The sequence below is a fragment of the Snodgrassella alvi genome (assembly GCF_002777745.1).
Lineage (GTDB): Bacteria > Pseudomonadota > Gammaproteobacteria > Burkholderiales > Neisseriaceae > Snodgrassella > Snodgrassella alvi_D.
In genome coordinates this window covers 216,366-230,971 of the sequence record NZ_MEIO01000025.1, presented here as the reverse complement: position 1 = coordinate 230,971, position 14,606 = coordinate 216,366, and the positions used below count along the sequence as shown (strand labels likewise).

15 protein-coding genes are annotated in these 14,606 nt (G+C 43.3%); 11 read left to right on the top strand and 4 right to left on the bottom strand.

From position 1 onward, the window contains the following. A partial coding sequence (locus BHC51_RS12625) for a hypothetical protein (RefSeq protein ID WP_218966363.1) occupies positions 1 to 220 on the top strand: 220 nt, incomplete at its 5' end. Positions 221 to 589: 369 nt separating this feature from the next. Here the strand turns inward: BHC51_RS12625 and BHC51_RS02145 are convergent. Beyond that, positions 590 to 1,795, bottom strand: a complete 1,206-nt coding sequence (locus tag BHC51_RS02145; RefSeq protein ID WP_100153197.1) for an acetate kinase — start codon at positions 1,793 to 1,795, stop codon at positions 590 to 592. A 58-nt stretch (positions 1,796 to 1,853) separates the two neighbouring features. Then, complete coding sequence (locus BHC51_RS02140) at positions 1,854 to 2,381, bottom strand: C40 family peptidase (protein WP_100098883.1); 528 nt, start codon at positions 2,379 to 2,381, stop codon at positions 1,854 to 1,856. A gap of 345 nt (positions 2,382 to 2,726) precedes the next feature. Here BHC51_RS02140 and BHC51_RS02135 point away from each other — a divergent pair, with 345 nt between their 5' ends. Then, complete coding sequence (locus BHC51_RS02135) at positions 2,727 to 3,896, top strand: NAD(P)H-dependent flavin oxidoreductase (RefSeq protein WP_100123992.1); 1,170 nt, start codon at positions 2,727 to 2,729, stop codon at positions 3,894 to 3,896. A gap of 159 nt (positions 3,897 to 4,055) precedes the next feature. Further along, positions 4,056 to 5,243 carry a succinyldiaminopimelate transaminase gene (gene dapC, locus BHC51_RS02130; RefSeq protein WP_100123998.1) on the top strand — a complete coding sequence of 396 codons (1,188 nt, stop codon included), beginning with the start codon at positions 4,056 to 4,058 and terminating at the stop codon, positions 5,241 to 5,243. A 101-nt stretch (positions 5,244 to 5,344) separates the two neighbouring features. On the opposite strand, the gene BHC51_RS02125 is transcribed toward dapC, so the two are convergent. Beyond that, on the bottom strand, positions 5,345 to 6,217 hold the full coding sequence (locus BHC51_RS02125; protein WP_257381396.1) for a YicC/YloC family endoribonuclease: 873 nt from the start codon (positions 6,215 to 6,217) through the stop codon (positions 5,345 to 5,347). A gap of 161 nt (positions 6,218 to 6,378) precedes the next feature. Between BHC51_RS02125 and rph the strand changes: the two genes are divergently transcribed. The 8 genes from rph (at position 6,379) to xerD (ending at position 13,133) form a co-directional block, all read left to right on the top strand. Next, positions 6,379 to 7,116, top strand: coding sequence for a ribonuclease PH (gene rph, locus BHC51_RS02120; RefSeq protein ID WP_100153196.1), 738 nt, complete (start codon positions 6,379 to 6,381; stop codon positions 7,114 to 7,116). 204 nt (positions 7,117 to 7,320) lie between these two features. Continuing rightward, complete coding sequence (locus tag BHC51_RS02115) at positions 7,321 to 8,562, top strand: aspartate kinase (protein WP_100153195.1); 1,242 nt, start codon at positions 7,321 to 7,323, stop codon at positions 8,560 to 8,562. A gap of 109 nt (positions 8,563 to 8,671) precedes the next feature. Then, positions 8,672 to 9,604, top strand: a complete 933-nt coding sequence (ttcA, locus tag BHC51_RS02110) for a tRNA 2-thiocytidine(32) synthetase TtcA (protein ID WP_100123991.1) — start codon at positions 8,672 to 8,674, stop codon at positions 9,602 to 9,604. A gap of 7 nt (positions 9,605 to 9,611) precedes the next feature. Then, positions 9,612 to 10,850: an MFS transporter gene (locus BHC51_RS02105; RefSeq protein ID WP_218966109.1), complete on the top strand. Its 1,239-nt coding sequence runs from the start codon at positions 9,612 to 9,614 to the stop codon at positions 10,848 to 10,850. Positions 10,851 to 10,922: 72 nt separating this feature from the next. After that, on the top strand, positions 10,923 to 11,306 hold the full coding sequence (locus BHC51_RS02100; protein WP_100123989.1) for a hypothetical protein: 384 nt from the start codon (positions 10,923 to 10,925) through the stop codon (positions 11,304 to 11,306). A gap of 36 nt (positions 11,307 to 11,342) precedes the next feature. Then, complete coding sequence (locus BHC51_RS02095) at positions 11,343 to 11,789, top strand: peroxiredoxin (RefSeq protein ID WP_100123988.1); 447 nt, start codon at positions 11,343 to 11,345, stop codon at positions 11,787 to 11,789. Beyond that, positions 11,782 to 12,240 carry a methylated-DNA--[protein]-cysteine S-methyltransferase gene (locus tag BHC51_RS02090; RefSeq protein ID WP_100123987.1) on the top strand — a complete coding sequence of 153 codons (459 nt, stop codon included), beginning with the start codon at positions 11,782 to 11,784 and terminating at the stop codon, positions 12,238 to 12,240. The genes BHC51_RS02095 and BHC51_RS02090 overlap by 8 nt, the downstream gene beginning before the upstream one ends. Continuing rightward, positions 12,234 to 13,133 (top strand): site-specific tyrosine recombinase XerD, encoded by a 900-nt coding sequence (xerD, locus tag BHC51_RS02085; protein WP_100098874.1) that lies wholly within the window; start codon positions 12,234 to 12,236, stop codon positions 13,131 to 13,133. The genes BHC51_RS02090 and xerD overlap by 7 nt, the downstream gene beginning before the upstream one ends. 326 nt (positions 13,134 to 13,459) lie before the next feature. Here the strand turns inward: xerD and BHC51_RS02080 are convergent, their stop codons facing one another. Further along, complete coding sequence (locus tag BHC51_RS02080; protein ID WP_143558732.1) at positions 13,460 to 14,587, bottom strand: hypothetical protein; 1,128 nt, start codon at positions 14,585 to 14,587, stop codon at positions 13,460 to 13,462. Between the last annotated feature and the right edge of the window lie 19 nt (positions 14,588 to 14,606).

The window sequence follows — 14,606 nt, the reverse complement described above, 5'->3', positions numbered from 1 at the left end:
CAAATATAATGACATTGTATTTGAAAATGCAAAACTGGCTGATGCAGTGTTCTCGCGTTCCGGTAATGATCTTGTGATTCATGCCTATGCTAATGAAGATTCGGTTACTTTTACCAACTTTTTTAATTATCAGATGCACACCCGTGCCTTTAATTTTATCTTTGATGATGCAACCATCAGTCATCAAGAATTAATCAATAATAGTGTATATTTATCATAAAGGATAATAAAATTTAAATGCATTTAGGCTTATTAAACTAATAAAAAGATGATTACATTCTATCATCAATTAAAAATTTGATTTTTTATATATAAAGTAAACAATATTTTAATTAAATATTGATTTAAAAAAGAGAAGATTCAATCACGAATCTTCTCTTCAATATTTAGTCGAATTAACTCTTAGCATTATTAAATTTACTTTTAGAAATTTGATTAACATATGTACAAAGAAGCATTCTTTTTTAAGAAACATACTCAATTAAATGAAATACATAAAAAAACTGACTTTATTTTTAATATTGCATAAAGTCAGTTTTATTACTGAATAAATTAAGACGATATGCGTCCTAATATAAATATTAAAGCATTACATTCGCATACCAGTTAACTGAGCAGTATCCTGCGCAATCATCAGCTCTTCATTGGTTGGAATAACCATAACCGCAGCTTTGCTGTCTTTAGTGCTAATCACACCCGGTGTACCAAAGCAGGCTTCCATATTGGCATCGTGGTCAAGAATCATGCCAAACACATTCAGATAGTTCACTACTTTTTCGCGCATCAGGGTAGAATTTTCACCGATACCACCGGTAAACACCAGCGCATCCAGACTACCGCAGGCAACCATCATGCCACCTACGTATTTAGCCAGACGGTAGGCAAATACATCCAGAGCCAGCTCTGCACCTTTATGTCCATTGGCGGCGGCCTCTTCCAGCATACGGCAGTCGTTGGAAAGATTAGACAGACCCAGCAATCCGCTTTCTTTGTTCAGCATTTCGGTAATCTGTTCAATGCTCATTTTGGCATTTGAAGCAAGGAAAGAGAAAATGCTTGGATCGATGTCACCACAGCGTGTACCCATTACCAGACCTTCCAGAGGTGTCAGACCCATACTGGTATCCTGTGAACGGCCGTTTTTAACCGCAGTGATAGATGCGCCATTACCCAAGTGGGCAATCACCATGTTCATCTCATTGACATCACGCTGCAAAAATGCCGCGGCTTCCTGTGCAACATAGCGATAGCTGGTACCATGTGCACCATAACGACGTACACCATAGCGGGTATACAAGGTTGACGGAATGGCATAATGATAGGCATGCGGCGGCATGGTTTGATGGAAAGCGGTATCAAATACGGCTACCTGAGGTAATTCCGGGAATGCCTGTTGTGCTGCCTGTATACCCAGAATATGAGCTGGGTTATGCAGCGGCGCCAGTACAATGCAGGCCTCAATATCACGCATTACTTCAGGTGTAATCACGGTAGACTGGGTAAAGCGTTCACCGCCATGTACTACGCGATGGCCAATGGCTTTTACCCGGTCGTATAAACCCAGCGCTTTTAACTGTTCCAGCAAGGCCATTACAGCAGCAACATGGTCGTGACCACCGGTTAAGGCATGTTTATGTTTTTCACCATTTATTTTGAAGGTAATGAAAGCATCAGTATTGCCTACTTTTTCGGCCAGACAGCTCATTAAAACTTCTTTTTCAGCCACATCCATTACCGCAGCCTTTACGGAAGAACTGCCGCAATTGAGTACCAATACCAAATCTTGCTCACTCATGTTATTGTCCTGTTTACTGTGATTACTTAGTCATAAAAAGAATAGTTAATTCTTTTGATTAGCGGGCAAACAGCGTTCGTGCACCTGTAAAACGCTGGCTAAAATAGGGTTGATCCAGTCTGGCAGTACGAATCACGCCATTACTGGAAGGAGCATGGATAAATTTACCGTTACCGATATACAACCCCATATGTGAATAAGCCTGTCCCGAGGTATTAAAAAATACCAAATCCCCAACCTGCAAGTCTCGCGTGCGGATTGGGGTGGAAACAGCAGCTATATCACGTGCGGTACGAGGAAGATTAACCTGCAATGCCTGCCGGTAAACATATTGCACCATACCGCTGCAATCAAATCCGTTATCGCGAGTACTACCGCCATAACGGTAAGGCGTACCAATCAGGCTCATGCTTTGCAACAGCAATTCCTGACTTCCCTGCCGATGGCTGATTTTAGTAATCCTGATTGGAGCCAGATGGCGCTCTTTGTCCGGCTGAACTCTTTTTCGGCTACCCGTACCACAGGCTGACAGAAATAAAACCAGCGCACCCAAAATGGCACGCCGCTGTGCATTACATGTAACCATTAGTTATTTACCCTGTTGTGATTACCTGATTCATGCTCACTGCGTGAATATAACATGAGTTGGTAATAATTTCTCTAGGCATTAAGGCTTAACAGCCAATCATTACATTACCTAACCTTGTCGTACAAATCCTACAAAACTAATTATAAAGCCAAATCCAGAACCATCAAGAAGCTTTGATTCTCTTGACAGTGACTTTGAGCAAGAATAGAGTAGATGCACTAATTTATAAAAGCCAGCTGGATTAAGTACAAACTTAATAGATTTACAGTAGTAATTACAGGCTTTTAGTTTAGGTGACGTCATGAAGCACCACTTATTTACATCACAAAGACAGGAAGCAATATGCAGGAATTTGCACCACTGATTATTCGCAATCATCATCTTATACCAATTGTTCAGGGTGGTATGGGCGTCGGAGTGTCGGCGTCTAGTCTGGCCAGTGCAGTAGCGCGTGAAAATGGCGTGGGTACGATTGCCAGCGTGGATTTACGTCATTTGCATCCTGATTTGCTGGAGCAATCTCAGCAAAATCCAACGCAGGAAAAATACGACACTCTAAACCGTATTGCTCTGGATCGAGAAATTAAGTCTGCACTAGCCCAGTCTCAGGGACGTGGCATGATTGCAGTTAACGTGATGAAAGCAGTCAAAGACCATCCGGCGATGGTACGACAAGCCTGTGAGTCAGGAGCACACGCAATTGTCATGGGTGCTGGTCTGCCTTTAGATTTACCCGACATGACAGAAAACTTTCCTGATGTTGCCTTAATGCCTATCCTGTCTGAATCCCGCGGGATAGCCATTGTACTCAAGCGCTGGATGAAAAAAAATCGCCTGCCCGATGCAATAGTAATTGAACATCCTGCTCATGCGGCTGGTCATCTGGGTGCAGCCACAGTAGCCGGCGTGAATGATGAACGCTTTGAATTCAAACGCGTACTTACAGAAACTTTTGAACTATTCAAGAAACTTGATTTAGAACGGGAAAAAATTCCATTAATCGTGGCGGGTGGTATGGCTAACTTCCAGAAAATTACTACCGCTCTGAAAGAATGGGGTGCTGCTGCCGTGCAGATTGGTACCGCATTCGCTGTTACTCAAGAAGGAGATGCTCATATTAATTTCAAGAAAACTCTGGCCGGTGCCGAAGGAGAACAGATTGTGGAATTTATGTCTGTCGCCGGATTGCCGGCTCGTGGCGTTAAAACCAAATTTCTTGACAGTTATATGAAGCGCGAAAGTATTTTGCAGGCCAATGCAAAAGCAGACCCGCGACGCTGCACTCAGGGTATTAACTGTTTGTCAGTCTGTGGTTTGCGTGATGGGCTGGAAAAAGTCGGCCAGTTCTGTATTGACCTGAAACTTGCTGCTGCATGGCGAGGCGAAACCGATAAAGGATTATTCTTCCGCGGTAAAGATCCTCTGCCATTCGGTACTGCTATGCGCAGTGTAAAAGAAACCATTGACTACTTGCTAACGGGAAATACACAAGCAATACAGAAATCTGCTTGAGACTTTGTGCCTGCATGCAAAGCCACTTAAGTCATGTAGCTTTTTATTTATAACACTGCCTCCGATTACAAATGTGCCATCAGATAATATCTGCTCACTGCCGCGGTAATGTGATTGATGGTAGTATCAAAACATTTACAATTTTCCGCACTTACCATTATGAATCCTAAACTGGAATTATTACAGCCTTATCCGTTCGCTCAATTACGAAAATTAATGGATGGTATTGAACCACCAGCTGGTCTGCAACCAATATCATTACATATCGGTGAACCCAAACACCCCACCCCTGCCGTACTCACCAATGCTCTGATTCAGCATCTGGACGGAATTGCTGTTTATCCAGTTACAGCCGGTATACCACAACTGCGTCAGGCCTGTGCCCAGTGGCTCAACCATCGCTATGCAGGATTAAGTGTTAACTCCGATACAGAAGTTCTGCCTGTTCTGGGTAGCCGCGAAGCCTTGTTTGCGTTCACCCAGACCATCATTGATACCAGTAGCCAATTTCAGCCCGTAGTTATCAGCCCAAATCCGTTTTATCAGATTTATGAAGGCGCAGCTCTGCTGGCAGGTGCACGTGTAGAGTATGTTAATTGCTGGGCTCCTCATTTTATGCCACAGTGGCAGGAAATCGATAACAACACATGGCCTAAGGTACAACTGGTATTTGTATGTTCCCCGGGTAACCCGAGCGGAGCAGTGATGAATTTGGAAGAATGGCAGAAATTATTCGCCTTACAGGATCAATACGGATTTGTGATTGCTTCGGATGAATGCTATTCAGAAATTTACTTTGATAATGACAAAAAGCCTTTGGGCGCATTACAGGCAGCCACTCAATTAGGGCGAACATTTGACCGACTCATTATGTTTACCAGTCTGTCCAAACGCTCCAATGCGCCCGGATTACGCTCAGGCTTTGTAGCCGGCGACAGTAAACTTTTGGCCAAATTCCAGCTTTATCGTACTTATCATGGCAGTGCCATGAGTCTTCCGGTTCAATATGCGAGTATTGCAGCATGGAACGATGAAGAACATGTTATTGCCAATCGTAAACAGTATCGGGAAAAATTTGACAAAGTTATTCCAATATTACAGCAAAAATTTGCCACACAGAAACCTGATGCATCGTTTTATTTATGGCTGTCAGTACCCGATTGTGATGATTTAGCCTTTACCAAAAAATTATGGCAAAAAGCAGCTATCCGAGTACTACCGGGGCGATATCTTGCCCGCAACACGCCTTACGGTAATGCCGGTGCTGGTTATGTTCGGATTGCACTGGTTTCCAGTGTCGAAGAATGTATTGAAGCAGCCAAACGCATGGTTAATCTGTCTTTTTAGCAGCTCTTTGTTCATATAACGAAGCCGTCAACAGAAAGCCAGAATTACCATTAGTTTTTACAGATAATTCTGGTTCTGATCAATACAACCACAATTACAGATTATTCAACATTCTGTACCTGTTCGCGCATCTGCTCAATCAGCACTTTAAGACCAACTGATGCCTGAGTGCATTCCATTGCTATGGCTTTGCTACCCAGAGTATTGGCTTCGCGGTTCAGTTCCTGCATCAGAAAATCCAAACGTTTGCCCACACTGCCACGCTGCTCCAGTATCAAACGCCGTGCTTCAGCAATATGAGTATTTAAACGATTTAATTCCTCGTCAACATCTGCCTTTTGCATAAACAAGACAAATTCCTGCTTCAGCCGCTCTGCATCTACCTGAGCCACCGCTTCGCGCAAACGTGTTTCAGCCTTATCCATATAATCCTGCAATAACTGCGGAAACAGCTGCTGCATCGCGGCCACAATATCATTCATATCATTGAGCCGGTTCAGCAAATGCTGCTGGAGTTTTTCCCCTTCCCTTTCCCGTGCTGTCTTAAATTCAGTTAATACCTGTTTGAGTAGCGTCAGCACCCCGTTTAACAGCACTTCTTCATCTTCGGTAGCCGCAACCAGCACCCCGGGAAAATGCAGAATATCTGCCACCGTCAATTTACCCAAATCTTTATACTGGCTCCGTAACTCATGATTAAATCCCACCAGTTGCTCTACCAGCTTGTGATTAATCGGTAGATTCTCAGTACTTTGGCTAGGAAGCATCTGAATCTGTATACGGCACTCTAGTTTACCCCGCGCCACCTGTGCACTGATCAGTTCGCGCATCTGCCCCTCAAACCGGCGTAACTCTTCATTAATTTTAAACTGAATATCCAGATAGCGATGATTAACTGCCCTAAGCTCAATATTGATCTGACGATTTCCAAACTGTCCTGAAGCATTTGCATAGCCAGTCATACTGTATAACATAATATTTTCCTTAAACCGTTTATTCCTGCCTGATTATGTTTAAACTGGCAATTAAATCAAGTATAACGAAAACACCTTCAACTACAAAAGGCTTAATTAGTATGAATGGCAGCACACTAGTTATATAATTCTCCATCAATCACTCAACCATAGCTGCCAGTATGAAAAATATCACCATACCTAATCGCACTGATCGTGCTGACAACGAACTACGAAAACTTAGTATTGTTCCTCATTTTCTAGCACAGGCAGATAGTTCCGTACTGATCAGTTGCGGCAATACAAAAGTAATCTGCACAGCCACCATCGATGAAAATGTTCCAGCATTTCTCAAAAATCAAGGGCGCGGCTGGGTAACAGCAGAATATGGAATGCTGCCAGCTTCAGCTAACGGACGTATGCGCCGCGAAGCCGTAGCCGGAAAACAGTCTGGCCGCACTCAGGAAATTCAGCGTCTGATTGGTCGTTCGTTACGTGCAGTTGTAGATATGGAAAAACTGGGCAGCCGTCAGATATTAATTGATTGTGATGTCATTCAGGCTGATGGTGGTACACGCACAGCCAGTATCAGTGGCGCCTTTGTTGCCCTGTCACTGGCTGTTAACAAACTACTCGCCAGTGGCGTAATCAATGAAAATCCGATTCGTGAAGCAGTAGCTGCTATTTCCGTCGGCATACTTAATGGTAAACTTCTGCTCGACCTGAACTATCCTGAAGATTCCGCTTGTGATGCCGATATCAACGTAGTCATGACTTCGTCACAACAACTGATTGAAATCCAAGGAACAGCCGAAGGCGCCACCTTCAGCATCCAGCAATTAAATGATTTAATCACCATGGCACAAAAAGGAATCGAGCAAATTCTCATTGCCCAGCAACAAGCACTCGCCGACAATTAATTCACAAAAATACAATTACCTATTTTCTAAACTTAAAAATTATTTAAAACAGGCCACTTGAATCTAACAAAATACTGATTCAGCGTCTTGTTTTTGCATGATAAAAATGCTAAAAAGAACGCCCTGGCAGGATAATCAAGTAGGCAGTGTTAACACAGTCTCTCCTTTTTAGACATTAAAACAACTCAGAAAGCAAGCAGTATTATGGCGTTAATCGTACAGAAATACGGCGGTACCTCGGTAGGAACTGTAGAGCGTATAAAAAATGTAGCGCGTCGAGTAGCACAGGCCAGAGCCAATGGTGATGATGTTGTCGTGGTTGTATCCGCCATGAGTGGAGAAACCAACCGTCTGGTAGCACTGGCACATGAAATTCAGGAAAAGCCTAATCCACGTGAAATGGATGTTGTGCTATCAACGGGCGAACAAGTGACAATCGGCCTGCTGGCCATGGCACTGCATAGCATTGGAGTGGATGCCAAAAGTTATACCGGCTGGCAGGTAGCAATTAAAACCGACTGTGCCCATACCAAAGCGCGGATTGATGAAATAGATGAAATACACATCCGTACCGATCTGAATGCAGGCAAAGTTGTCATTATTGCCGGTTTTCAAGGCATCAATGCCAATAATGACATTACTACACTCGGCCGTGGTGGTTCTGATACCTCAGCAGTAGCACTGGCTGCAGCACTGAAAGCCGATGAATGTCAGATTTATACAGATGTAGATGGCGTTTATACCACCGATCCACGTGTAGTGCCCGAGGCACGACGCCTTAGCACCATCTCATTCGAAGAAATGCTGGAACTGGCTAGTTTGGGCAGTAAAGTATTACAAATCCGTTCGGTAGAATTCGCCGGCAAATACAAAGTGCGGCTACGCGTTTTAAGCAGTCTTGAGAACAGTGGCAAAGGCACATTAATTACGTTTGAAGAGGATCAGAATATGATGGAACATGCGGCAGTATCCGGGATTGCTTTTGATAAAAATCAAGCACGAATTAATGTGCGCGGTGTACCGGATACCCCTGGAATGGCCTCACTGATACTCGGTGCTGTAGCCGATGCCAATATAGAAGTGGACATGATAATACAGAATGTCGGTTCTGCCGGTACCACTGATTTTTCTTTTACCGTACCACGTAGTGACTATCAAAACACTCTGGATATCCTGCATGAAGTACAGAAAAAAATCGGTGCCCGTGAAGTTTGTGGCAATGATACCGTATGTAAAGTATCTATAGTCGGCATGGGTATGCGCTCACATGTTGGCATTGCTTCTACCATGTTCCGTACACTGGCTAAAGAAAATATCAATATCCAGATGATTTCAACTTCAGAAATCAAAGTATCCGTGTTAATTGATGAAAAATATCTGGAGCTGGCTACCCGAGTGCTCCACCAGATATTTGAGTTGGATAAAGAAGCAGCAAAAAGAAGCTAAAAATTTTCTTTTAATTATTGTAAATTTTATCACAGGTCGGCTGAGCCACATCAGCCGACCTTTAATTATTGTACAATGGCGGCTATTTGCTTAAATTAGTACTGCATCCATGTCTCATACACCCAAACGCGAATACGAAAACAATAAGCTAATCAAACGACTCCGGCATCAGGTTGGCGCTGCCATTAATGACTTCCAGATGATTGCAGAGGGCGATAAAATCATGGTTTGCCTCTCTGGCGGCAAAGACAGCTATGCATTACTAGACATTTTGCTCAGGCTACAGAAATCCGCACCGGTACAATTCGAAATTCTGGCCGTTAATCTTGACCAGAAACAGCCCGGCTTTCCTGCTCATATATTGCCCGACTATTTACATAGTCTGAGCGTACCTTTTCAAATCATCGAAGAAGATACCTACAGCGTAGTCAAACGAGTTATAGATGAAGGCAAAACCACCTGCGGCCTGTGCAGCCGTTTACGCCGTGGTATTCTGTATCGCGTTGCCAAAGAAAATGGCTGTACCAAAATAGCTTTGGGTCATCATCGCGATGACATTCTGGAGACCCTGTTTCTGAATATGTTCTATGGTGGCAAACTCAAAGCCATGCCGCCAAAACTGTTATCTGACAATGGTGAGCACATCATTATTAGACCATTAGCCTACGTTAAAGAAAAAGATTTGATTCGCTATGCACAAATGCAGGAATTCCCGATTATTCCATGCAACCTGTGCGGCTCTCAGCCTAATCTGCAACGACAGGTTATTAAAGAGATGCTGCAACAATGGGATAAACAGTTTCCCGGTCGCATTGAATCCATGTTTTCAGCACTGCAAAACGTAGTACCCTCACATCTAGCAGACTATAGATTATTCAACTTCACCGGCCTGCAACAAGGACAGAAACTACCACACGGTGGCGATATTGCCTTTGATCGTGAAAATTTTTCCTCCTTAACAACCCTGCTACATACAGATGAAATAACCCAGTCCGTACAAACAGGTAAACCCATTATTAACATCTTAGATTCCCGCCAATAAATCCCTTATGAATCAATCAAGAAAAAAATTAACTCCCGCAAAAGCCATGGTTGCCGCAATCAGCGGTTACGCTATGGATGGTTTTGACTTACTGATACTAGGCTTCATGCTCAGTGCTATCAGTGCCGACCTTGGACTGAATACCTCACAGGCCGGTTCACTAGTAACATGGACATTAATCGGTTCCGTCATCGGTGGCATCGTGTTTGGTCACCTGAGCGACCGTTTTGGCCGAGTACGCATGCTATCACTCACCATCCTTATGTTTGCCGTATTTACCGGCCTGTGTGCCATTGCTCAGGGTTATTACGACCTGCTGATTTATCGCGCACTGGCCGGCATGGGTTTGGGCGGTGAATTCGGTATCGGTATGGCCATGATTGCTGAAGTATGGCCAGCAGCAAAACGCAACCGCGCTTCAGCTTTTGTCGGCATTGGCTGGCAACTTGGCGTACTGGCTGCGGCTTTCATCACACCTTTCCTGCTCAATATTATCGGCTGGCGCGGCATGTTTCTGGTAGGATTATTCCCTGCTGTAGCATCTTACTTTATCCGTCATGATACCAGCGAACCGGAACAGTTTACCCGTGAACACAAAGCCAAAGGCGAACTGTCATTTTCAGCACGGCTGAGCTTACTGGTTAAAGACCGGCAAACAGCCAAAACCAGTCTGGGTATTTTTATCCTGTGTGCAGTACAAAACTTTGGTTACTACGGCTTAATGATCTGGATGCCCAGCTATCTGGCCAATAAACTGGGTTTCAGCCTGACCGCTTCCGGTAACTGGACAGCAGTCACCGTAATCGGCATGATTATCGGTATTTGGCTATTCGGCTTTCTGGCCGACCACTTTGCCCGCTGGAAAATCTTCCTGATTTACCAGATTGGTTCCTTTATCATGGTGGCACAATATGCCCAGTTACAGGATCCAACCGCATTACTTATCTGTGGTGCCATTATGGGACTATTTGTAAATGGCATGATAGGCGGCTATGGTGCACTCATATCTGATAATTTTCCACCACATGTTCGTGCCACTGCCCAGAATGTATTATTCAACCTTGGTCGTGGTGTAGGCGGTTTCGGACCACTGGTTATCGGCTTTTTCGTCAAAGAATGGTCATTTTACGCAGCCTTATGTTTACTAGCATCTATCTATCTTTTAGACATCATTGCAACCATATGGCTCATACCCAAACATAACCAAACCCCATCCAAAGACGACAGCCTTGGCGTTATTGGTTAATTAAGTTACCCATCAGTGCAGACTTGAAATATCCTGCACTGATTTTTTACCATAAAGACATCAGAAAATACCATGACAACATTTACCAAAGTCATTTTATATACCGATAGCGATGGCTATGCCCGCTTCAAAGAAGAAAAAATTGAATTAAACGAAGGCAATGAAAAAAGCCAATTGTCACCTTGGTTAAATGCAGAAGGTTTACAATTACGCCATAGCCCAATTGGTTTTCAGAGTGATTTTCACTGTACCGATAAACCACAATGGCTATTTGTGTTACAAGGAATCATGGAAATTGGCCTGCGTGACGGTAGCACCCGCCGTTTTGGTCCCGGAGAACATTTTTATTCTGCCGATACCTTACCCGTAGGTACCACTTTCGACCCAAACATCCATGGACACTGCAGCCGCCTGATTGGCAACGATCCCCTGATCACTGCCTTTATTCGCAACTGACTGTAGAAACAAAATACTTACAAAGGAAAATATACAATGTCAAAATCCATGCTGTTTAGCCTGCCCAATGCCGATGGCAACAATTTTAACATTGCCGAACACCTGCCAGCCGTAGTTTATTTTTACCCGAAAGATAACACACCCGGTTGCACCACTGAAGCACAAGAATTCAGTGCACTACTGCCACAATTCAAACGACTAGGTTATAACGTTATCGGAATTTCCCGCGATACAGAAAAAAGCCATCACAATTTCATCTGCAAATATGAACTCAACGTTATCCTATTGTCAGATTGCGAAGAAACAGTATGCCACCAGTTCGATGTACTCAAAGAAAAAAACATGTATGGCAAAAAAGTATTCGGTATAGAAAGAAGCACATTTATCCTGAATCCGAATGGCAATATCATTCATGAGTGGCGCAAAGTTAAGGCAGCCGGCCATGCCCAAATCGTTTTAGATACCCTGCAACAACATGCCTAGCTTCTCCTATCATGCGCCCTGCTGCCCATTGATTCTGGAATTTAATCAGCAGCAGCAACTACAAGCAATTCACTGGCAGACAACCATGACAGAAACCCTGCCCAAACTGACAGGATTCTGGGCTCAACAACTTGATGCCTACTTTTCTGGCAAACTGCAAGCATTTAATTACCCGCCCTCATCTGCTGGTACCGTATTTCAGCAGCGTGTCTGGCAAGTAATTGCCAGTATTCCCTATGGTCAGGTAGTCACCTACGGCGATATTGCTCGTATACTGGGTAGTGCAGCCAGAGCAGTTGGGCAGGCTTGTGGCAAAAATCCCTTGCCAATTATCATTCCGTGCCATCGGGTTGTATCTGCTAGCGGTTTAGGCGGGTTCAGCCTTAGTAATAATTCTTTCGAGCTCAATATTAAACGTTGGTTGCTCACTCATGAAGGAGCAACATGGTAAACGAACCTTTACCGCCAGAACTGCTTGAACCAATAGAGTCGCTGCTTGAACACTTATGGCTAAGCGAACAACTGGCATTCAATACACTGGAGAGCTACCGGCGCGATCTGAACAAAATAGCACGTCGTTTGCAGCCAAAGGATATGAACTGGTTCAACGTAGATGCTTTATCGCTCGCTGCCACAATATTTATCGATAGTGAAAAACCGTCTTCACAAGCAAGAGCTTTATCAGCATGTAAACGTCTGTTCAGCTGGATGCAGGAATACAACCGGCGTCAGGATTTACCTACCGAGCAGCTACAAATGCCTAAAAAAGGCCAACATCTGCCCGATATTATTTCTGAAGCCCAAATAGAAACCCTATTGGCGGCTCCAGATACCGAAACACCACATGGCCTGCGCGATAAAGCCTTATTAGAACTAATGTACGCTACGGGCTTACGTGTTAGCGAAGCAGTTAATTTGCACATTAACGAAATTGATTTACATAACGGTTTGCTAAGCACCATTGGTAAAGGAAATAAACAGCGCATGGTACCGCTGGGTGAAGAAGCAACAGACTGGCTGCAAAATTACTTTACTCACGCTCGTCCAGCTTTACTTAAAGGTCGAGCATGTGATGCTGTATTTGTCAGCCAGAAAAAAACCGCCATTAGTCGCCAGCTGGCGTGGATGATTGTCACTAAATATGCCAGTGCAGCGGGCATTCACCATCTCAGTCCCCACGGTTTGCGCCATGCATTTGCCACCCATCTAGTTAACCATGGTGCAGACTTACGTGTAGTCCAGCTATTACTGGGACATGCCGATATAGGTACTACCCAAATCTATACCCATGTAGCCAATGAACGCCTCAAACAACTTATACATCAGCATCATCCGCGCGGATAAAATATAAAGCAAAACTCATTGTAGATAAGCCAACTTAACCGAATAGTATTTTAATTTGCCGTACTGAAACAAAATACATTGGCAACTGACGTTTATAGACGTAATACATCCATATCAGTAACCTCATGACGGTAAACCATTATTTTGCGATAAAAATTTGCTTATATTATACCCAGCTTAATATATTCGACCATCAGTTTTTAACTATCCCGATCACAATATTCAAACCATGTATAAAAATAACTGATTTCACAACATAAAAAAGCCAGTATGCAAAGCATACTGGCCAAAAATTATTTAAATCAAATAAAAACCTTACTTAATTATCAGTATAAACCTAAACGAGAACCAATATTAACTGAATTCTGCGGCGTAGGCTGCATAGTAAATTTTGGATTTCCGTTGTACTCATACTGAACTGTATAATCAATATTTACCGGTCCTTTCAATCCCTTCATTTCATTCATCGGTAACGTCATCTGGGTGCGAACACCTAAAACTCGACCTTTGGAATCAAAATAGAAATTATAGACAATTGGTTCCGACTTATTCTTCAATTGCGCCATATAAAAACCAAAAGGCGTATTCGCCGTTCCATTATTACCTGAATAGACAGATATCAGACCATCAACAATATTTTGTAAAACTGCATAATCCTGTGGTTGATACTTACTATCTGAACCAGCTTTACTAGCAGCCTGCTTCAAAGCCTGAGAAAGACTTTGCAGCATAGCAACATCGTATTTCAAACTCATGGCATAGGTTGAATTAAATCTAACCTGAGATTTTGCTTCCAGTCCTTTACCAAATTCGTCCACGGCTACCTTGCTAAATGCGCCAGATTCAATAGCAGCATAACCATCATCAATAGCCTTAGGCAGACTCTTCAACAAGTCAGCAATTGGTAAATGCTGAACTCTGTCCTGTGGTAAAGCCAGCTGAATATATCGCTCACCTATCACTAATTGAGGATTAGATTGTTCATTCGTAATATCTGATAGATTAGTGATTGCAGAAGCATCCATGTATACAGACAGATTATTAAAATCTATATGAACAGGAAATTTATAAGAAATTAGTGCATTTTTGTTTTCATAACGAAACTCTGGAATAACTTCCACACGTCCCTTCTTAATATCCACCGCACCAGTAACCGGAATCGAAACTGATTTACTAATTATTCCCATTACCCTGTTGACAGATTCCATTTGCTGTTTGTAATAATCTGATTCTACTTCAGATAGCTCCTCGGAAGCATCACTTGCCTGATGCGCAATGACATCGGTACTTTTATCTGCAGCGTTTACACCTGCCTGATTTCCCAATTCCAGTTTAACAGTACCAGTGAAATTAAACTGATTATCTTCCGTCATCATGCGCTGCATACCAGCACGAACCATCTTATCGGGTGATTCTTCTATCTTATTTCCACAAGCCGATACCAGCCCAGCCACAGCCAGCACCAAAACCATT

Coding starts and splice junctions, on each gene's coding strand:
- BHC51_RS02145 (WP_100153197.1), bottom strand. CDS start 1,795: ATGAGTGAGCAAGATTTGGTATTGGTACTCAATTGCGGCAGTTCTTCC.
- BHC51_RS02140 (WP_100098883.1), bottom strand. CDS start 2,381: ATGGTTACATGTAATGCACAGCGGCGTGCCATTTTGGGTGCGCTGGTT.
- BHC51_RS02135 (WP_100123992.1), top strand. CDS start 2,727: ATGCAGGAATTTGCACCACTGATTATTCGCAATCATCATCTTATACCA.
- dapC (WP_100123998.1), top strand. CDS start 4,056: ATGAATCCTAAACTGGAATTATTACAGCCTTATCCGTTCGCTCAATTA.
- BHC51_RS02125 (WP_257381396.1), bottom strand. CDS start 6,217: ATGTTATACAGTATGACTGGCTATGCAAATGCTTCAGGACAGTTTGGA.
- rph (WP_100153196.1), top strand. CDS start 6,379: ATGAAAAATATCACCATACCTAATCGCACTGATCGTGCTGACAACGAA.
- BHC51_RS02115 (WP_100153195.1), top strand. CDS start 7,321: ATGGCGTTAATCGTACAGAAATACGGCGGTACCTCGGTAGGAACTGTA.
- ttcA (WP_100123991.1), top strand. CDS start 8,672: ATGTCTCATACACCCAAACGCGAATACGAAAACAATAAGCTAATCAAA.
- BHC51_RS02105 (WP_218966109.1), top strand. CDS start 9,612: ATGAATCAATCAAGAAAAAAATTAACTCCCGCAAAAGCCATGGTTGCC.
- BHC51_RS02100 (WP_100123989.1), top strand. CDS start 10,923: ATGACAACATTTACCAAAGTCATTTTATATACCGATAGCGATGGCTAT.
- BHC51_RS02095 (WP_100123988.1), top strand. CDS start 11,343: ATGTCAAAATCCATGCTGTTTAGCCTGCCCAATGCCGATGGCAACAAT.
- BHC51_RS02090 (WP_100123987.1), top strand. CDS start 11,782: ATGCCTAGCTTCTCCTATCATGCGCCCTGCTGCCCATTGATTCTGGAA.
- xerD (WP_100098874.1), top strand. CDS start 12,234: ATGGTAAACGAACCTTTACCGCCAGAACTGCTTGAACCAATAGAGTCG.